Source organism: Sphingopyxis sp. 10G20-10 (assembly GCF_057365075.1).
In genome coordinates, this window is sequence record NZ_CP195117.1 from 1,092,903 (window position 1) to 1,112,736 (window position 19,834).

Below are 19,834 nucleotides of genomic sequence, written 5' to 3' on the forward strand. Positions count from 1 at the left end.
GAGGATATGGTAGATTCGGAGTCCGATAACGACGACATATGACAAGGTGTTTTGCATACATTCGCGTCTCCACCGTCAAGCAAGGCGAAGGAGTTTCCCTGGAGGCGCAACGAGAAGCCATCACTGCCTTTGCGAGTCGCCATAATCTCACCATCACCAAGTGGTTCGAAGAGAAAGAAACCGCCGCTAAACGGGGACGCTCACTGTTCAACGCCATGGTGAAAGAGCTTCAGCAAAAGCGAGCGCAGGGACTCATCGTTCACAAGATCGACCGCTCCGCCCGCAACCTCACTGATTGGGCACGAATTGGTGACCTAGCCGATGCCGGTATTGATATTCATTTCGTGACCGAAAGCTTGGACTTCCGCTCGCGAGGGGGCAGGCTTGCCGCAGATGTGCAAGCGGTTGTCGCCGCTGACTTCATCCGCAACCTGCGTGAAGAAACAATCAAGGGTATGAATGGACGTCTAAAACAAGGCCTGTATCCATTCCGCGCACCAATCGGCTATCTCGACAATGGCAAAGGCAAGCCAAAGACGCTCGACCCGGTCCGCGCTTCGCTCGTGAAAGAGGCTTTTGAACTATATGCGGCCAGACGGCATTCGCTGCGTAGCCTTCTGGCACATCTCCAGCAACGCGGCCTCACTAATCGCGTCGGTCAAAAACTATCGATGTGCGGTCTCGAAACCATGCTCAACAATGTCTTCTATACCGGCGTGATCCATATCAAGCGAACCGGAGTGACCTATCAAGGGGTACATGAGCAACTGATCAGTCCGTCGCTGTTTAGCCGTGTCCAAGACGTCAAGTCCGGCAAGTCCGGGCCAAAGGTCACTCGGCACAATCATACCTACCAAGGGGTGTTTCGCTGCGGGTTATGCGATGCACCGATGGTGCCCGAACTTCAGAAAAGCCATGTCTATTATCGCTGCAAAACAGCAGAATGCCGCACCAAGACTGTGCGCGAGGAAACGCTGACAATTGCAGTGCAAGACTTTTTGCGAAGCGTTCAGCTGACAGAAGCGAACTTCGAAGAAGCTATAAGCCAGATTGATCGCTGGGCAGCCCAAACGGAAAATGACGATTGTGAAAAGGCGTGGGCGTTAAAGATGGCCAATCTTGCAGATCGTAAGAACCGGCTGACTGACGCGCTTATTGATGGCTTGATCGACCGTGACGCTCATACCGAAAGGATGAAAGCACTGGCGATTGAAGAGGAAGCTTTGCGGGTTGAGCGTTCAAACGGTGCAAATCGCGCCAGCCATGCTGCCCACCTCAGAACTTTGGCCGAACTGGCAAAAAACCTTTGTACAGGCCATGACTTGGCTTTCGGGCAGGATAAACGCGGAATCATCGAATTGGCCTCGCCGAACCGCCGGGTGATCGGAAAAGATGTATATTTTGAGCCACATAATTGGCTCGATGCCATGAAAAATGACCCTAATGTCCTCTGTGGTGCCCCAGCCCGAGACCGAGACCGAACTTTTGATCAGCTCCGCGAGATGTTGGATGCTACTAACCAACCTTCCAAATAGGGGCTTTTGGGCTGCATTGCTGCAAAAGCAGCCTCATCAATCCAAGGGCAGAGGATTTCATCGAAATAGGCTATAATGCCAAGACAATTTCCGATTTTATGTCTAATCATTCAGCAACAAAAGAATATATTAGGGGCAACAACTTGCAGCAATTTGGCGATATCGAAAAAAGGCTTTGGTCAGTGGCAGATCACCTGCGGGCCAATTCCAACTTTGCCAGCAATGAATATTTCTTGCCGGTCATGGGATTAATCTTCCTTCGGCACGCTTACAGCCGCTTTTTGCGCGTGAAGGCTGAGATTGAGGAAACGCTGCCATCACGCGGCGGCGTCACCCGTCCGCTCACGAAAGAAGATTTCTCGCAGCGCGGATCGATATTCCTCAAACCCGAAGCGCAATTTGATGCGCTTGTCGCCATACCTGACGGAGGCGACCGAGCGGGCGCTCTCATTGCGGCCATGGAAAGCATTGAGGCGGACTACCAATCGCTCGACGGCTCGCTGCCGAAAACCGAATATCAAGAACTGGGCGACGATGATCTTGGCCAGCTTCTACGCACCTTCAACGACCCAGCTCTCAAAAAAGCGGACGGCGATGTTTTTGGGCGTATTTACGAATATTTTCTCACCCAATTTGCCGACCAAAAGGCGCATGATGGCGGCGAGTTTTTTACCCCCGTTTCCATTGTGCAAACCATCGTCAATGTGATTGAGCCGGATCACGGCAAGATCATTGACCCCGCCTGCGGCTCTGGCGGGATGTTCGTGCAATCCGCGCATTTCATTGAACGGATGCAGCAAAACCCGAATGAGCGCGTGACATTTTATGGCATGGAGAAAAACCCGACCACGATCCGCCTCGCCAAAATGAACTTGGCGGTTCACGGGCTGGAAGGCGATATTCAAAAAGCCATTTCCTATTACGAAGACCCGCACGCGATGATTGGCAAGGCCGATTTCGTGATGGCCAATCCGCCGTTCAATGTGGACGAGATCGACGCGGAGAAAATCAAGGACGATCCGCGCCTGTCCTTTGGCCTTCCCGGCGTGAACAAGGGAGGCAAGGTCTCCAACGGTAATTATGTTTGGATGTCATTCTTCCATAGCTATTTGTCCAAGGAAGGCCGCGCAGGCATTGTTATGTCGTCGCAAGCCTCGTCTGCGGGCGGGCAGGAAGCCAAAGTGCGCGAGGCTATGGTAAAAACCGGCGATATGGATGTGATGATCGCCATTCGCAGCAATTTCTTTTATACCCGCTCCGTCCCTTGTGAGCTTTGGTTCATGGATAAAGGCAAGCCCGATGCCATGCGGGACAAAGTGCTGATGATTGATGCGCGACATATTTTCCGTAAAGTCACGCGCAAGATTTACGATTTTACGCCCGAACAGGCGCAGAATATCGCGGCTATTGTTTGGCTGTATCGCGGGCAGCAGGATCGCTTTCTGGCGCTAGTCGAAAGCTATCTAGAAACCGCCTTCACGGAAATGCAAAGCACCGACTTTGACTCGCTGGTCGCGGCGATGGATGCGGTAACGGTAGCGCATAAGGATGATGAACTAACAGCGCTGGCCAAGACATTAAAGGTCGATATGGCGGCGCTGACTAAAGCGGCTAAGGCAGCCAAGGCGGCGCATTGGGATAATAAAAAGCGCGATAATGCGGTGATGCTGGCCTCGGCGGACGCGCTACATCCGTTGGCAGATCAGGCCAAGGCGCTGACCAAAAGCATTGACCATTTTTTCAAAATGGCGGGCCGCGTGCATGACGGCGAGGTGGCAGATGGCACAAAGCCAGCGGAAGGCAAAAAGCGGCTGAATACGCTGGATGCGGAGCGCCACCTTGTGACCGAGCATCTGAAGCAGGCACGCTATTTTGTCGGCCAAGCCGAATGGCTGCAAAGCCGTTTCCCTGATGCCGGACTAAGCGATGTTGAGGGGCTGGTGAAGCTGACGGACCGCAAAGAGATTGCCGCCAATGACTGGCGCCTGACACCCGGGCGCTATGTTGGCGTCGCACCCGAAGAAGAGGATGAGGATTTCGATTTTGAAGAGGCGCTTCGCGATATTCATATCGAGATCGAAGGGCTGAACGATGAGGCGGTAGGGCTGGCAGCGATAATCAAAAAGAATTTTGAAGAGCTGATTGTATGAGTTGGCAAGTCGGTAAACTTGAAGACATTGCAACTCTCAATTACGGAAAATCACTTCCGGAAAGAAGTAGGGTTGCTGGAGACTTTCCGGTTTATGGATCGGGTGGCGAAGTAGGGTCAAATAAAACGGCTCTTGTCGACGGGCCTGGAATCATTGTTGGCAGGAAAGGAACTGTTGGCGCTGTTTACTGGGAAAATCGGGATTTTTTCCCTATTGATACCGTGTATTTTGCCGAGCCCGCAAAGGAAGAAATCGACAAAAAATGGCTGTACTATAAGCTCAAAAATTTGCCTCTTTCATCTATGAATTCTGATGCAGCAGTGCCCGGGTTGAATCGCAGCAACGCTTATTCAGTTAAATTGCGCTATCCTGAACTCCCGGCACAAAAACGCACCGCATCTATTCTCTCGGCCTATGATGATTTGATTGAGAATAATCGGCGGCGAATTGCTTTGTTGGAAGAGGCGGCGCGGCTGCTTTACCGCGAATGGTTCGTCCACTTACGCTTCCCCGGCCATGAACACACCAAAATCATCGACGGCGTGCCGGAGGGGTGGGAAGATTGTGTAGCTTCTGAGGCAATTTCAATAAATGAAAGGACAGATTGGGATCGGGAGAAAGAAATTCGTATGATCCCAATGGCGGCACTTTCGGAAAGCGGGTTGTCCATTGAACCAGCCACGTTTGAAATGCGTACTAAGCCAACAGGCGTTCGTTTTCAAAATGGCGACACCGTGTTCGCGCGCATCACCCCCTGTTTGGAAAACGGCAAAACTGGTTACGTGAATTTTCTCGATGATGGAGAAGTTGCCTGCGGTTCGACAGAGTTCATTGTTCTACGCAAAAATAAGGTGAGCCGATATTTTGTTTACCTGCTGGCACGGGAAGAGAGTTTTCGGAACGCTGCCATAAAAAGCATGGTTGGATCTTCGGGGAGGCAGCGAGTGCAGCCGAGCTGTTTTGATAAATATAAAGTAGCTGTTCCTACGGACCAAATTGGTTTGGAATTTGACGACCAAGTTCGACCGATTTTCGAACAAATTTCAAAGTTGCAAAACCAAGTGACACAGGCAGTGAAGGCCCGAGACTTATTACTCCCGCGCCTAATGGATGGTAGAATCGAAGTATGAGTTACAACGAGGACACGCTGACCCAACAGACAATGGCCGACTACCTGAGCGAGCAGCTCGGCTGGGAAAGCGTGTATGCATATAATCAGGAGGCATTCGGCCCCGAAGGCACTTTGGGCCGCAAAAGCGACCGTGACGTGCTGCTCACCCGTTATATTGGCGAGGCACTTCACCGCTATAATCCCGGCCTACCGGACGAAGCCTACACTCATGCGCTGCGCCAGATTACCGATACGCTGGGCTTTCAATCGATAGTCGCGACCAATCGTGAGAAATATGAGTTGATCCGCGACGGTGTGACCGCCAGCTATCATGAAGGCGGCGAGATTAAAAAGAAGCGCCTGCGCCTGTTTGATTTTGATAATCCCGAAAACAACCATTTCCTGTGTGTTCGCGAAATGTGGGTGCGCGGTGTGGCGCATCGCCGCCGACCGGACATTATCGGCTTTGTAAACGGCTTCCCGCTGTTGTTTGTGGAATGCAAGCGCCCCGACAAATCACTGCGCCGCGCTTATGAAGACAATATCGCCGATTATAAGGACACGATCCCGCACGCATTGCATTTCAATGCCTTCCTGATGCTGGCCAATGGCATCGAGGCGAAGATCGGATCAATCACCGCGAAATATGAGCATTTCAGCGACTGGAAGCGCCTTGCCGAAGGTGACAAGGGCGTGGTGCAGATGGAAACATTGCTGAAGGGCACCTGTACCAAAGCCAATTTCCTAGACCTGTTTGAAAACTTCATTCTGTTTGATGAAAGCGCCGGAACCCTCGCTAAGATCGTGGCGCGGAACCATCAATATCTGGGCGTGAACCGCGCTCTGCAATCTGTCATCGAGCGCAAAGAACGTGACGGTAAGTTGGGTGTGTTCTGGCACACGCAAGGCTCTGGCAAAAGCTATTCAATGGCGCTGTTCGCGCAAAAGGTGCGCCGCAAGCTGGGCGGGGATTTCACCTTCCTTGTGCTGACTGACCGAACCGATCTCGACAACCAGATTTACAAGACTTTTGCGGGTGTTGGCCTTGCCAATAATGACAAAGAAAAATGCCGTGCCGATAGCGGTGGAGAGCTGAAACAGATGCTCAGCGAGCATAAAGCGTTCGTGTTTTCGCTGATCCAAAAATTCAATGCAGAGGTGAAGGAAGGCGAAGGCTATTCCGACCGCGACAATATCATCGTGATGACCGACGAAGCGCACCGCACGCAATATGGGACGCTGGCCATGAATATGCGCAATGCCTTGCCGGGGGCGAGTTTCATCGGCTTTACCGGAACACCGTTGTTCACCAGTGATGAGATTACGCAGCGCGTCTTTGGCGGCTATGTTTCCACCTATGATTTCCAGCGGGCGATTGAGGATAAGGCGACCTTGCCGCTCTATTATGATGCACGCGGGGACAAGCTGGGCCTGACCGCCGAGGGGCTAAACGAAAAGCTGGCCAAAGCGATTGAAGAAGCGGAGATTGAAGACGCCGATGTTTCGGCAAAGCTCGAAAATGAACTCAAGCGCGAATATCATGTGGTGACGGCGGAGAAGCGACTGCGCCACATCGCGGAGGATTTTGCAGGCCATTATTCCACCAACTGGGAAACCGGCAAGGCAATGTATGTTGCCATCGACAAAATCACCGCCGTTCGGATGCACGGGTTTATAGGCGAGGCATGGGCCGCTGAAATTGCGGATCGCGAGCGTGATCTGAAAAATGCGACCGATGAGCAGGATTTGCAGGCGCGTAAACGGCAGATTGCATGGATGCAGGAAACCGAGATTGCAGTCGTGGTGAGCGATGAGCAAGGCGAGGTGGACAAGTTCCGTAAATGGGATTTGGACATTATGCCGCACCGCAAGCTCATCAAGGACGGCTTCACCGTCACCGATGCTAACGGCCAATCAAAGCGCTTGGACGTGGAAACGGCATTCAAAAAGGATGATCATCCGTTTCGCATCGTGATTGTTTGCGCGATGTGGCTAACCGGCTTTGACGTGCCTTCGCTATCCACGCTCTATCTCGACAAGCCATTACAGGCCCATACGCTCATGCAGGCGATTGCGCGGGCCAACCGCGTGAAGGAAGGGAAGAATAACGGCCTGATCGTCGATTATTGCGGTATTCTCAAAAACCTCCGCAAGGCACTGGCTACGTTCGCAGGGCACACCGGCGAAGGCGATCCCGGCGAGGGCGGCGGCGAAACCGATCCGCTGCATCCCGAAGAAGAATTGCTGGACGAACTTCGCGAAGCCATTGGGCTGGTAACGGAGCAACTGCAAGGCAATGGCTTTGACCTGGCATCGCTTCATGAAGCGACTGGCTTAGCCAAAAATGCCGCATTGGTTAGCGCCAAAGAGGCGGTGAATGTCGATGATGAAAGCCGCAAGAAATTCGAGATTTCCGCGCGTGCTGTTTTCCGAAAATATAAGGCCTGTCTGACATTCAAAGGTGTTCAAGAATTCCGGCGCGATTACGAGGCGATCAACTTCATCTATAAAATGCTGGAGGACGACCGCGAGAACGCAGACACATCAGCGATCATCCAAAAGCTGAATGCGATTGTCAGCGAAGCGATAGACGTGAAGGCCGATCCCGGTTCGGATGAAAAAATCTTCGATATTTCCAAGATCAATTTCGACCTGCTGCGTAAGGAATTTGAAAAAAGCCCGCAGAAGAAAACCGATGTCCAGAATTTGAAAGACAGCATTGAAAAGCGTTTGCGCAAAATGCTGATGGAAAATCCGCTGCGAACCGATTTCCAAGAGCGCTTTGATGAAATTGTGAGCGACTATAACAAGGAAAAAGACAAGAACACGATTGAGGCCACGTTTGAGGCGTTGATGCGCCTGACTGCCGAAATGCAGGAAGAAGAGTTGGAATATGTGGCCGAGGGCTTCGATACGCAGGAGCAGAAAACGATCTACGATATGCTCCGCAAGCCAGAGCTATCGAAGAGTGATATTCGCAAGATTAAGGCCGTCTCGGTTGACCTGTTGAAGCTCATTCAATCCCGCATGGAAGACGTGCAGGGCATCTTTGCTAAGCAAAGCACATCAGACGGGTTTAGACAGAGCATATACGATTTTCTCTACGATGAGAAAACAGGTTTGCCTGCAGATAGTTATACGCCGGAGGATGTGGATTTGATGACGGAGAGCGTGTTTTCGTTTGTGCAGGTTCGACATATGACGGATGCTAGAATATTTTAGGCCATATATCAGGAGGTTGATGGCGTGACTTTTCTAGAAACTTGTTTCTGGTGCTATTTATGCTAAATTTAAATTTGATGGCCTTTTAGGATTTTGGCGATCTTTGGTAATCTGGGGTTTGGGAATTTGATTTTGGGAATAGTTGAGAAAGACATAGACTTTGATGAAGGTAGCATAGTTTTCGATAGGCGCGTCGAAGGTCTGCAGAACCGTGTAAGTCAGAAGCGTATTCAGAAAGATATTGCTGAAGCGTTAGAGTCTGCGACTTCTGGAGATCGCGTGATCGTGGTCATTAAGAAAATGCGTAGTAACGATCATTCCCCTTCTAATTCCATTAGAAAAGCGAAAAAGTTTATCAGCGGTTTGGTCCAACGAGATGAGCATCAGAAGCATTCTGGTGTTCATGCACGGAGGACCAAAAAGATGAATATGAGCAAATTTAAGCCTGTTCAAGGAATCAAGCCGGGTAGTTATGATAAGTCCAATGCTCCAGTATTATCTGGTGCGGCGCAAAAGCTATTGTCCCGTATAAATGAACAAGCAGAAAAACGTCATATTGCTGGAGAGTTCCCTGACTCTTCCATAAATTCAGAAAAGATTTTCAGCAGACGTCATCCATCTGTGAACATCACTTCAAAGCATCATAAATCTATCTCTTGAAGAGGTTATTGATGAGCAACCGAGCCATAGTTTGGCTCGGTTTTCTGTTAAGGGGGCGTCGTGGATATAGGAAAGATGTTAGGGGCGGTTGGCAATAGCTCCTTTGCTGATAAAATATTCATTTATCTACCAGACAGAGATTCTAACAACCGTCCAGTTCGTGACATAGGCACTTGGATTGATGCAGCTTTCGGACTGCTGCTAGAAATTAACGGTGGTTGCACACGTATGCCAGCTTCTAAAGGAGGCTGGGTTACGAATGGAGGTGTGGTGGTTGTAGAAGATACCACTCTTATTTATAGTTATCTTTTAGACGCTGATAATTTCTCTAAAAACTTTTATCGAATAGTAGAATTCATCCATAGCTTTGGCCGAGAAACGGGACAGGATTCTGTTATGGTTGAAATGCTACGCTTCGAAGGAGAAAATTATCTTCAAGAATGTTTCATCATTCCTAAAGAAAGCTATTTACCTAAAGAAAGCTATTTAAAAATGGAATGACTTTCCTGCTTTGATCAACCTTATGATGATATAAACTTCGTCCATTTTGTCATGAGAACTCTTCGCTTATCTAGTCGATCAGAGCGTTGGTATGCGCCCACCACACCAGCATCCACGGCGTGGGCCAGCGCTGCCTCTTTGACCTCAAACGGCGTGTCGGTCTTTTCCTCGGCCCACGTTCGGAAAGTCGTTCGAAAGCCGTGAGGACGCGCCTCATAACCCTCGCGTTTCATAAAGCTCGACATTGCCATGTCAGAGATTGGTTTTCCTCTCAAAGCTGGAAACAAGAATTCGTTCTCGGATCTAGACCGTGCGCATTCAACCACTGCCAATGCTTCATCGGTCAATGGCACGCGGTGTTCGCGACCAGTTTTTGTTCTCTCTGGAGAAAGTGTCCAAACTTTGCCCTCGATTTCATCAAATGTCGCAAGCCGCACTTCACTCGTTCGCGCAGCAGTCAGGATGAGAAAACGCAGGGCAAGGGCGGCAGTATGATCGAGGCTGCGCAACCAATTATAGAATTTAGGCGCATCAGCATACAGCATGGCCGGAATATGAACCGTCTTATGGTTTTGCTTGCCGAGTAAAGCCCGCGCCTTGAGCGTCGCCTGCATATCAACATTTAAACCAAGTGCTGCTACATACTTTAGGGTTTGGCCAATATGCCCAAGCGATTTGCGGGCCGTCTCGGCCTTTGTATGCCAGATTGGTTCGAGCGTTTTCTTGATCAGATGTTGGTCGAGTTTTTCAATCGGCGTTGTGCCAATTTTAGGAAGAACATGTTGCTCTAACAGGCCAAGCCAACGTTTCCGGGCATTCGCGTTTTTAAGCTCAACCTTTTTGGCTTCAAAGCAGCCTTGAGCTGCCTCAGCTAAGGTAACTGCCGCTGGAGCTTCTTGCTTCTGTGCCCGCGCTGCAATCGGGTCAATGCCGTCGCGCAGTTCTTTGCGCGCCAATGCAGCCCTTTCCCGCGCCTCAGCGATTGTAACATCTGGCCATCGGCCCAAGCCCATCTCACGGCGCTTGCCACTCACAACAAATCGAAGAATCCACTTCCCAGCGGTCTTGGAGCGCTTGAACAACCACAGCCCTTGGCCGTCAGCATATTTGCCTGCATCATGGGCCTTCGCCTGCATTTGATTAAGCGCGTTATAGCGCACCAGCCCACCTTTTCGCATTTTGGGACTCGAACAAATGAGGCCACCCTTCAGGCCACCTTTTGGCATGCGAAATTGTGAAAATCAATGTTCAACGATGTTCAATTCATTCAATGCATATCTCTGTGATATAGAAGGAAAAAAGGCACATATGTTCAGCTATGGAGAAAGTGGTGTGAGTCCTCTTCTGGGCACCATTTACCCCTCAGAGGGTGTGTAACAAAGCATCGCTTAACATCATCTGCAGCTTATCCCTGTTATCCAAGGATTTGGCGAAATAGACGGTTGCGCCGCGCGCCAGTCTGGCCAATGATTGTGTGGGGTCTTGCAACGGTCGGAAGATTCGGTGGGTACTGCCTCTTTTGGCGCTCGACTTTCGGCTTCTTTGGGCTCTGGATTGAGAAAGCGGCCATATATTGTTGCTGGGACAGCCGCAAAACGGACTAGATTATGGCGACACATCAAGGCGTTGGTGTGTGCGTGTTGCGATGCTGCTTTGCGTGCTGGCGGCTGCGCCTGCTCTGGCTCAAACTTCTTTGCCCAATCCCGCCAGTCCCCCGGTCCAGGCTCCTCCGGGTCCCGACATGTTACGCGCGGGGGAGGTCGAGATTCCACCACCGCCCGCCGATGCCAACCTGCCTGTAGTCGAGCAGATTATTCCCGACGAAGAATTTAACGACACTATTCCGGCGCTTTCCCCCGACGATGATCCCGAACTGGCCAAACCGCTGGAATCGATAGCCGATTTCGAAGCGCGCATGGCGACCGAGCAAAGCGGTGCCAAGCCCGCCGACGGGCAGGAGCCGCCGCTGAATATGCCGGCACTGGCCGATGGGGATGCGGTGGAGGAGATCGGCGACGCGCCGGTGCGCGATGTCGAACTGGCCGCTCCGCTCCCGCCCCTGTCGGACTTTGAGGTCGCCCCGGTTACTTTTGCCGAGGAGGAAGTCGATCGCGAAACGGTCAGCATCAGCTATGCGACACAGATCACGGGTCTGGAAGCGGCTGATGACCTGACCTCCGCCCATATGGCAGGAGAGTTCAAACGCTATTCGGCGCTGCGTGATACAAAGGGCAAAGCGGCCAATGTCGCACAAATTCGCGCGCGGCTGACCGAGGACAGCGTGTTGATGCAGCGCATTCTGGCGTCGGAAGGCTGGTATGATGCCAAGGTGACGACGCGTATTGACCGCGAACGAACAGAAGAAGGCCGAACGCTGACCGCCGTGATCGACGTCGTGCCGGGTACGCGTTTCCATTTGTCCGACATCATCGTCACCGCCGACCCGACCGTGCCGCCGGGACTGATCGAAAAAAATCTGGCGCTCCAGATAGGCGAACCGATTATCGCCGCGCGGGTTCAGGGTGCCGAAGCGCAAGTGGCGGTGGCACTGCCGCAAGAAGGCTATCCCTTTGCCGCCGTCGGCCAACGCGATATTTTGCTCGATCAGGAAACGGGCGATGGCGTCTATACGCTGCCGGTCGATATCGGTCCGCGCGCACGCTTTGGCGGTTTCGCGACCAGCGGTGACGAGGCGTTCGATGCCGACCATATCGAGCTGATGGCGCGCTTTAAACGCGGCGAACTTTATGACAGCCGCAAGGTCGATGACCTGCGGCAGGCGCTGGTGGCAACCGGCCTGTTCAACACGGTCGCGATCCAGCCCGAACGCACCGACAGCGATGCGGGCGATGGCACCGAATATGTCACCATGGCGGTCGAGCAGGATGCGGGGCCGCCGCGGACGATTGCGGGCACATTGGGCTATGGCACGGGGGAGGGGATCCGTGTCGTCGGTAGCTGGACCCATCGCAATCTGTTCCCGCCCGAAGGCGCCTTGATTGCGCAGGGTGTGGCAGGGACGCGCGAGCAGGGGGCGGGCTTGACCTTTCGCCGTGCGAACGCGGGGCAGCGCGACCGAACGTTCGAGGTGGCGGCCAATCTATCGCACAGCAATTATGATGCGTTTGAGGCCTATACGGGGCGGCTGTCCGCCAAGGTCAGCTATGACTCCACCCCCATTTGGCAAAAGCGGCTGACCTATGCCTTTGGCGTCGAACTGTTGGGGACGAGCGAGGATGATTATGACTTCGCGCTCGGGCGGCGCAATCGTCGGACCTATGCGATTGCGGGGCTGAATGGTCAGGTCGGCCTTGATACGTCCGATGATCTTCTCAACCCGACCAAGGGCTTTCGGCTGACCACGCTCATTCAACCGGAGGGGTCGCTGCAGGGTCAGTTCTCGCCCTATGTCCGCGCGCGGGTTGACGGGACGGGCTATTTTCCGGTTGGCGATTCCGTCGTCCTGGCCGGTCGTTTCCGTCTGGGTACGATTCAGGGCGTATCGCGCAGCAATATTGCGCCCTCGCGGCGTTTCTATGGCGGTGGCGGCGGATCGGTGCGCGGCTTTGGCTATCAGCAATTGGGGCCGCGCGATCCCAACAATGATCCGCTCGGAGGTCGCAGCCTGAACGAGGGCGCCGCCGAAGTGCGCTATCGCTTTGGCAATTACGGCATTGTCGGATTTGTCGATGCCGGACAGGTGTATGAAAGCACCACGCCGCAATTCTCCAACATCCGATACGGGGTCGGCATTGGCGGACGTTTCTATACCAATTTCGGTCCGCTGCGCGTCGATGTGGCAACGCCGATCAACCGGATGCCGGGTGAAAGCCGGATCAATATCTATGTCTCGATTGGTCAGGCTTTCTGATGGCCGCAAAGGACAAAACACCCCCCGCAGAGGAGGCTTTGGTGGAGGCCCCGCCAGAGGGTAAAGCCGCACCGCGCCAGAGCAGCCTTACCCGGCGCGTCGGCAAGGGGATTGGCGTTATATTGCTGTCGCTCGTCGCGCTGGTGGCGCTGTTCCTCATCGGGTTGAACTCCGACGCCGGACGCCGCTTTGTCGTCAAACAGATCGAAGCGATGACATTCGAAAACGGGATGAAAATCGGCATCGGGCGGATCGAGGGGTCGCTCTATGGCCGGATGACGCTTCGCGAGCTGACGATTGCGGACCCGCAAGGCACTTTTGTCCGCGTCCCGCGCGCAGAGGTCGACTGGCGGCCGTTCAAATTCATCAACGGTCATATCGATGTCCGCAACGTCAATGCCGAGACGGTGACGCTGCAACGCCTGCCCATATTCAAAACGGTGCCGCCCAGCAACGAACCGTGGTTGCCCGATTATGACATAGACATCGGCAAGCTGGAGATTGCGAATTTCATTGCCGACCCGCCTGTGGCGGGCGCGCGGCAGGTGGCGCGCCTGTCTGGCAGCGCGCATATTGCCGACCGTCGCGCGCAGGTCCGGTTGAAGGGGGCGACAGTCGCGGCCCCGCAACGCTCGGGCGGCGATCGCATCGATCTGGTGCTCGATGCCGTTCCGGATGACAATCGGCTGGCGCTAACCCTGGCGGTCGATGCGCCGCGCGATGGTGTGCTGGCGGCGCTGATCGGGTCTCAGGAGCCCCTGACGATCCGGCTTGATGGTAAGGGCGACTGGGCGGCGTGGAACGGCCGGCTCAATGCCGATATGGGCGACGGTGAATTGTCGCGACTGACACTCACCGCACACGACGGCACCTTCGTGGTCAAAGGCCCGACCCGGATTGCGCGACTGTTTTCGGGGCCAACGGCAGCGCTGCTGGGTCCGGTCACCACGATTAATATGACTGCTGCGCTTGCGGAACGCCATGCGGCAATCAACGGGCAAGTGTCGAGCGATGCGTTTACGCTTGATACCAATGGCGGACTCGATCTGGCCGCCAATGAATATGACCAGCTGAACCTGGCCATTGCCCTGCGTAAGCCATCGGTACTCGCCCCCAATCTGGCCGGTCGCAACCTGCGGGCAAGGCTGACACTCGACGGGGGCTTTCAAACGCCCAAGGCCGATTATACCATCGACGCTGGCCTGCTGACCATGAACGACATGGGGATCGAAGGGCTGCATCTTGCGGGCGCGGCGCGCGTCGATGCCGACAATATATTAATCCCTGTCACTGCACGAGCCGCACGGATTACCGGGTTAGGCACCGTCGCCGGCGGCAAGCTCGACAATGTGCGGATGACCGGTGATCTGGCGATCGACGGGACACGCATCCTGTCGGACAATATGCGCATCCGGTCGGACCGGATTAACGCCGGTCTTGTGCTCGTCGCCGATACATCGACCGGGCTTTATACCGGCGCCATTGATGGCCGGATCGACAATTATCGGGTCGAAAGTGTCGGCCTCTTCAACATTCAGACCAACGTCGATTTGAAGAGCGTCCCGGCCGGTTTTGCGCTGACCGGCAATGTGCGCGCGCGGTCGACCAAGCTGTTCAACGATGGCGTGCGCAATTTCCTCGGCGGCAATCTCGTCGCGGCAAGCCAAGTCAATTATGGACCCGATGGCATTATCCGCTTTGCCAATTTGCGCCTTACGGCTCCGGCGTTGCGGGTGACGGGCGGACGCGGCAGCTATTCTCCGTCGGGTAAGATCAACCTGATCGCCAATGGACAATCGACCCAATATGGCCCGCTTGGGGTCGAAGTCGCGGGCACGATGTCCAACCCGCACGCGATCATAAAGGCTGAAAAGCCGGGACTGGGGGTTGGACTTGCCAAACTGGTCGCCGACATAAGAGGCGACCCGGCGGGCTATCGCGTCAACGCGACGGGGCAGAGCGATTATGGTCCGCTACGTGCCGATGTGACCATCGCAACTGCGGCAGGGCCGCTGACCCTGACGGTCAATGACGGCGAATTTGGCGGAATCGGATTATCGGGCGCCGTGAAGCAAACGGCGGCTGGCCCCTTCGCCGGACAACTGGCTGCAAAGGCCGACGGGCTTGGCGGAACCATCCGGCTGGACGCCGCAGGCGACAAGCAGCGTGCCGTGTTCAACCTGCGCGCCAATAATTATTCCTTCCCCGGCCCCGCGCAGCTCGCCATCGGATCGGCTATTATCGACGGGCGGGCGATATTATATGAGAAACCCGAAATCGTCGCCGATGTCCAACTGGCACAAACGCGTTTCGGTGCGGTCAATATTGCGGTGGCGCGCGCGCTGATCGATTATCGTGGCGGGCGCGGCCATGCCAAGCTGATGGCCGAAGGGGTCAGTGGTGCGCCATTCCGCGTCGCCGCCAATGCCGACCTGCAACCCGATTTGTGGCGCGTGGCGATGGATGGCCGGATGCGCGGCGTGCGGTTCAAGACCAGCGCACCTGCACGAATCATTCCGGGCAAGGACGGATATGAGCTTTTGCCTACCCGGCTGGATATGGGGCGCGGCCATATCCTGCTGGCCGGAACCTATGGCGACGGGCTGAAGCTGCAAAGCCGCATGGAAAAACTCAACATGCGGCTCGCCAATGCTTTTGCGCCCGATCTGGGGCTGGGCGGACTGGCAACGGGCAGCCTCGATTTTGAGCAGGCCAGCGCCAGTGCTTTCCCGCGCGCAGACGCACGATTGCACATCGATGATTTCACCCGCACCACGGCGATTGCGGTCAGCAATCCGGTCGATGTCAATTTTGTCGGCAAGCTGTTGCCCGATGGCGGAGAAGCGCGCGCGATCCTTCGCCAAAGAGGCTCGGTCATCGGTCGCATAGTCGCCTCGCTGCGCCCGCTCCCGCCGAGTGGCGGTACGTGGACCGAGCGGTTGATGGCGGCACCGCTGTCGGGCGGCATCCGCTATAATGGTCCCGCCGAGACCCTGTTTTCCTTTGTCGGTCAGGCGGATCAGAGCGTGTCGGGACCGGTTGGCCTCGCTGCCGATTTCTCCGGTCGGGTATCGCAACCAGCATTGGCTGGCATCGTGCGCGGCAACAATCTGGTCTATGAAAACCACACTTACGGGACGCGGCTGTCCAATATGGCGGTGCAGGGACAGTTCAAAGGCGACCGGCTGGAGATTGAAAAACTGACGGCGACGGCGGGCAACGGGACCGTGGCAGGGCAGGGTTATATCAGCCTTGCCGCCGACAGCGGCTACCCAATGGATGTGCGCATGACGCTCGACAATGCGCGGCTGGCGCGCAGCGATGCGGTGTCGGGCACCGCCACGGGAACGCTCGCGATTACCAAAAAGGCGGGCGAGACGGCGCTGTTGTCCGGCAAATTGCGCCTGCCCGAAACCCGCTATGCTTTGGTCCGTCAGGGCGCTGCGCAGATTCCCGAACTCACGGGTGTGCGATTCAAGCCGCCGCGCGGGCGTCAGCGTATAACCGGTGAAGAACCCGCAGCCCGCGCACCCGGCCTGTTTGCGCTCGTCCGGCTCGATCTGGAATTGGCGGCGCCCGAAAAGCTTTATGTCTCGGGCATGGGACTCGAAAGCGAATGGCGCGCCGACTTTACCGTCACGGGAACGAGCGCTGAACCGCAGATGGCGGGCAGCTTTGACCTCATCCGCGGAACATTGGGTTTTGCCAGCCGCTCGTTCACCCTCACCGAAGGGCGCGTGCGGTTCACCGGCGGTCGGACGATCGACCCGACCATCACCTTGGCGGCGAACGACGATATTGATGATGTGACCGTGACCGTGAATGTCACGGGACGCGCCTTTAATCCGCAAATCGCCTTCTCCTCCAGCCCCGGATTGCCGCAGGACGAAATTGTCTCGCGCATCCTGTTCGGAAGCTCGATTGGCAATTTGTCGGCCATTCAGGCGGTGCAATTGGCGGGGTCGCTCAATGCGTTGAGCGGGTCGGGCTCGGGAGGGCTCAATCCGCTGGGCAAGCTGCGCTCTGCCACCGGCATCGACCGACTGCGTATCCTTGGCGCTGACGAGGCATCGGGGCGCGGCACCGCGCTGGCGGCGGGGCAATATCTGACCGATGATATCTATATCGAGATCATCACCGATGCGCGCGGCTTTACCGCTACACAGCTGGAAATCAGCCTGACCCGGGCATTGTCAGTCCTGAGCCAGGCCGGCGGGTCGGGGGTCACCAACTTCAGTATTAGATATAAGAAGAACTATTAATGAGACGCCTTATAGTCTTTCCATGTCTATTTTTGGTGCCCTTGGCTCTCTCTGCCTGTCAGAAGGAGCCCGATTTCGACACGCGCTATGACGAGGCGCAAAACAAGATCGAGGCGACCGCCGCCGACATGGACAAGGATATGAAGGCGCCCGACGAAGCGGATGGCACGCCAGATCAATGACAAAGTCAGTCTATCGGGTGACTTAACAACGCTTTTTCGGAGGCTGTACTAGGCCGGAATCAGGGTTTTGAGCACCGTTTCGGGATCTGCGAGCTGCGCGGGATCGGCGGAGATTCCCGCCGTCACCAGCATCCGTCCCTGCACATAATCGCGGGTGGCGTTGACGCAATCGAGGGCAATCACTTTGCCGCGTTTCAAATAAATAACCGAAAAGCTGCGTGTTGCGGGGTCGCCGCGCAGCACCGTCTGGTCATGGCCGGTCGACAGGCCCGCCGTCTGCAGCTTCAGATCATATTGGTTCGACCAGAACCATGGAATGGCGTGATAGGGCGCTTCGGTGCCGCAGATGGATTTGGCGACGACATTGGCCTGATCATTGGCGTTTTGTACCGATTCGAGCCGGATGACGACCCCTTCGGCAAAGTGGTTTTCATGCGCCGCGCAATCGCCGATTGCATAAATGTCGGGCAGGCTGGTCTGGCAGTATGCGTTGACCAGCACGCCATTGCCGCCTTCGGCTCCTGCCGCGATCAGAGGCTCGACCGCTGGCACAATGCCGATGCCGACGATCACCAGATCGGCGGGGATGACCGTCCCGTCGGCAAGCCGCACACCGGTCGCATGGGTGGTGCCTTCAATCGCTTCGACCTGCGCCGACAGGCGAAGATCGACGCCATGATCGCGGTGCTCCTTTTCAAAAAAGCGCGACAAATCTTCGCCCGCAACGCGCGCCAACACGCGGTCGAGCGCTTCGAGCAAGACGACATTCTTGCCTGCTTTTCTTAGCACGGCCGCCGCCTCCAGCCCGATATAACCGCCGCCGATGACGACGATCTGTTCTGCCGTTTCGGACGCCGCCTTCATCGCATCGGCATCGGCCTTGGTGCGCACGCCCTGAACGCCGGGAAGGTCTCCGCCGGGAATCGGCAACATACGCGGATGGCCGCCGGTGGCCCACACCAACTTGCCATAGCCGATGGTCTCGCCGGTGTCGGTGGTGACGCTATGCGCGACAGGGTCGACGGACTCGACGCGCTTGCCGAGCAACATTGTCACGCCGCGTTCGACCCAATATTTGGCGGGGCGGAGCAGGATTCGCTCAAATTCCTTGTCCCCCGCAAAATATTCCTTCGACAGGGGAGGGCGTTCATAGGGAATTTCGGATTCGTCGCTGATGATGGCGATGCTGCCAGCGAATTTCTGACCGAGCAAGCCAATCGCGGCCTGCGCCCCGCCATGTCCGCCCCCGACAATCAGCACGTCAAAATTCAACACCTAAACTTCCCCTGTTCGCTGTCTGATATGGTCAGCCAGAGCGCCAAACTCACGGAGTACGTAACGGATATGGCGCACATATGGCCACGCCGATTGCTCACTTGCCTGCATATTGCGTAGCCAAAGCCGGAGCGCAAGGATGACAAGCCGCAAAGGTCCGACTATCGCCATCGTCATGGAAGAAGCCACTCCGCCCCCGACCCCACCACCCGGCGCAATTCCTGCGGCGACTCTTGTTATCATGCGGCCAGCGAAGGGCGCCGACGCCGACGAGATTTTGATGGTCAAACGGTCGACCACGATGGCCTTTGCTGCTGGTGCGGTCGTTTTTCCGGGGGGACGAGTTGATCCCGACGACCATGTTGTGGCCGAGCGCCATGGCTTTCGCGACGATGACGGTGAAGGCGCGGCGCGGGTCGCGGCGCTGCGTGAAACGCTGGAGGAAACGGGACTCGCAGTGGGTTGGCCGGGGTTAAAAGAAGAAGAGGTCGGCTCGGTCCGCAAGGCGCTGCTCGCCGGAGAACTGATGTCGGACATGCTGGCCAGTCGTTCGCAACAGCTGCAGTTGGATGCGCTTGTGCCCTTTGCCCGCTGGTGCCCCAATTTCAAGGAAACGCGCACCTTTGACACGCGATTCTTTGCGGTGGAGGCGCCCGAGCATCGTCATGAACTGACAGTCGAGGTGGCGGAGCATAGCCATATTTTCTGGGCCAGCGCGACCGAAACGCTGGCTATGGCCAACCGGGAGGAGGTGTCGGTGATCTTTCCCACCCGCCGTAATCTGGAACGATTGGCAAGCGCACCGACGTTCGAACGCTTTACGGCCCATGCCAGCGCGTTTCCGACCCGCTTGATAACGCCGTGGATCGAACAGCGCGACGATGCTCCCCACCTTTGTATTCCGGGAAATTTGGGCTATCCGACCACCAGCGAGCGGTTGGAAAAAATTCGCCGCGGATAAATTTGTCTTATCATGGAACCTTATGCGTTATTAGTAATTCCCTAAGGGATGACTGTTTAGGGAAAAACTTCGTTGCAATTGCAATATAGTGAGCTTAAGCAGTC

Annotated in this window: 12 protein-coding genes; 10 read left to right on the forward strand and 2 right to left on the reverse strand. The window is 55.4% G+C overall.

Annotated elements, in window-relative coordinates:
• The first annotated feature begins 38 nt into the window (after positions 1 to 38).
• The 6 genes from ACR3XE_RS05355 (at position 39) to ACR3XE_RS05380 (ending at position 9,179) form a co-directional block, all read left to right on the forward strand.
• Positions 39 to 1,535 (forward strand): recombinase family protein, encoded by a 1,497-nt coding sequence (locus ACR3XE_RS05355; protein WP_473698638.1) that lies wholly within the window; start codon positions 39 to 41, stop codon positions 1,533 to 1,535.
• A 98-nt stretch (positions 1,536 to 1,633) separates the two neighbouring features.
• Positions 1,634 to 3,685 carry a class I SAM-dependent DNA methyltransferase gene (locus tag ACR3XE_RS05360; protein WP_486185961.1) on the forward strand — a complete coding sequence of 684 codons (2,052 nt, stop codon included), beginning with the start codon at positions 1,634 to 1,636 and terminating at the stop codon, positions 3,683 to 3,685.
• The gene (locus tag ACR3XE_RS05365; RefSeq protein WP_473698636.1) at positions 3,682 to 4,815 is read left to right on the forward strand and encodes a restriction endonuclease subunit S; all 1,134 of its coding nucleotides are present in this window, start codon (positions 3,682 to 3,684) and stop codon (positions 4,813 to 4,815) included. Before ACR3XE_RS05360 ends, ACR3XE_RS05365 begins: the two co-directional genes overlap by 4 nt.
• Before the next feature lie 32 nt (positions 4,816 to 4,847).
• A complete protein-coding gene (locus ACR3XE_RS05370) occupies positions 4,848 to 8,018 on the forward strand; it encodes a type I restriction endonuclease subunit R (protein WP_486186016.1) in 3,171 nt (1,056 codons plus the stop codon).
• A gap of 93 nt (positions 8,019 to 8,111) precedes the next feature.
• Positions 8,112 to 8,678, forward strand: a complete 567-nt coding sequence (locus ACR3XE_RS05375; RefSeq protein WP_473698634.1) for a hypothetical protein — start codon at positions 8,112 to 8,114, stop codon at positions 8,676 to 8,678.
• Between the two features lie 60 nt (positions 8,679 to 8,738).
• The gene (locus tag ACR3XE_RS05380; RefSeq protein WP_473698633.1) at positions 8,739 to 9,179 is read left to right on the forward strand and encodes a hypothetical protein; all 441 of its coding nucleotides are present in this window, start codon (positions 8,739 to 8,741) and stop codon (positions 9,177 to 9,179) included.
• Positions 9,180 to 9,199: 20 nt separating this feature from the next.
• Here the strand turns inward: ACR3XE_RS05380 and ACR3XE_RS05385 are convergent, their stop codons facing one another.
• Entirely contained in the window at positions 9,200 to 10,339 is a 1,140-nt protein-coding gene (locus ACR3XE_RS05385) for a tyrosine-type recombinase/integrase (protein ID WP_473698632.1), read from the reverse strand.
• Between the two features lie 485 nt (positions 10,340 to 10,824).
• Here ACR3XE_RS05385 and ACR3XE_RS05390 point away from each other — a divergent pair, with 485 nt between their 5' ends.
• Genes ACR3XE_RS05390 through ACR3XE_RS05400 form a run of 3 tightly spaced genes read left to right on the forward strand, consistent with a single transcriptional unit; the run spans position 10,825 to position 17,494 of the window.
• Positions 10,825 to 13,050, forward strand: coding sequence for an autotransporter assembly complex protein TamA (locus ACR3XE_RS05390; protein WP_473700358.1), 2,226 nt, complete (start codon positions 10,825 to 10,827; stop codon positions 13,048 to 13,050).
• On the forward strand, positions 13,050 to 17,312 hold the full coding sequence (locus ACR3XE_RS05395; protein WP_473698631.1) for a translocation/assembly module TamB domain-containing protein: 4,263 nt from the start codon (positions 13,050 to 13,052) through the stop codon (positions 17,310 to 17,312). Before ACR3XE_RS05390 ends, ACR3XE_RS05395 begins: the two co-directional genes overlap by 1 nt.
• The gene (locus ACR3XE_RS05400) at positions 17,312 to 17,494 is read left to right on the forward strand and encodes a hypothetical protein (protein WP_473698630.1); all 183 of its coding nucleotides are present in this window, start codon (positions 17,312 to 17,314) and stop codon (positions 17,492 to 17,494) included. The genes ACR3XE_RS05395 and ACR3XE_RS05400 overlap by 1 nt, the downstream gene beginning before the upstream one ends.
• A gap of 48 nt (positions 17,495 to 17,542) precedes the next feature.
• Here the strand turns inward: ACR3XE_RS05400 and ACR3XE_RS05405 are convergent, their stop codons facing one another.
• Positions 17,543 to 18,769, reverse strand: coding sequence for an NAD(P)/FAD-dependent oxidoreductase (locus ACR3XE_RS05405; protein WP_486185962.1), 1,227 nt, complete (start codon positions 18,767 to 18,769; stop codon positions 17,543 to 17,545).
• A 139-nt stretch (positions 18,770 to 18,908) separates the two neighbouring features.
• On the opposite strand from ACR3XE_RS05405, the gene ACR3XE_RS05410 reads away from it, so the two are divergent.
• Positions 18,909 to 19,730 carry an NUDIX hydrolase gene (locus ACR3XE_RS05410; RefSeq protein ID WP_473698629.1) on the forward strand — a complete coding sequence of 274 codons (822 nt, stop codon included), beginning with the start codon at positions 18,909 to 18,911 and terminating at the stop codon, positions 19,728 to 19,730.
• The last annotated feature ends 104 nt before the right edge of the window (positions 19,731 to 19,834 follow it).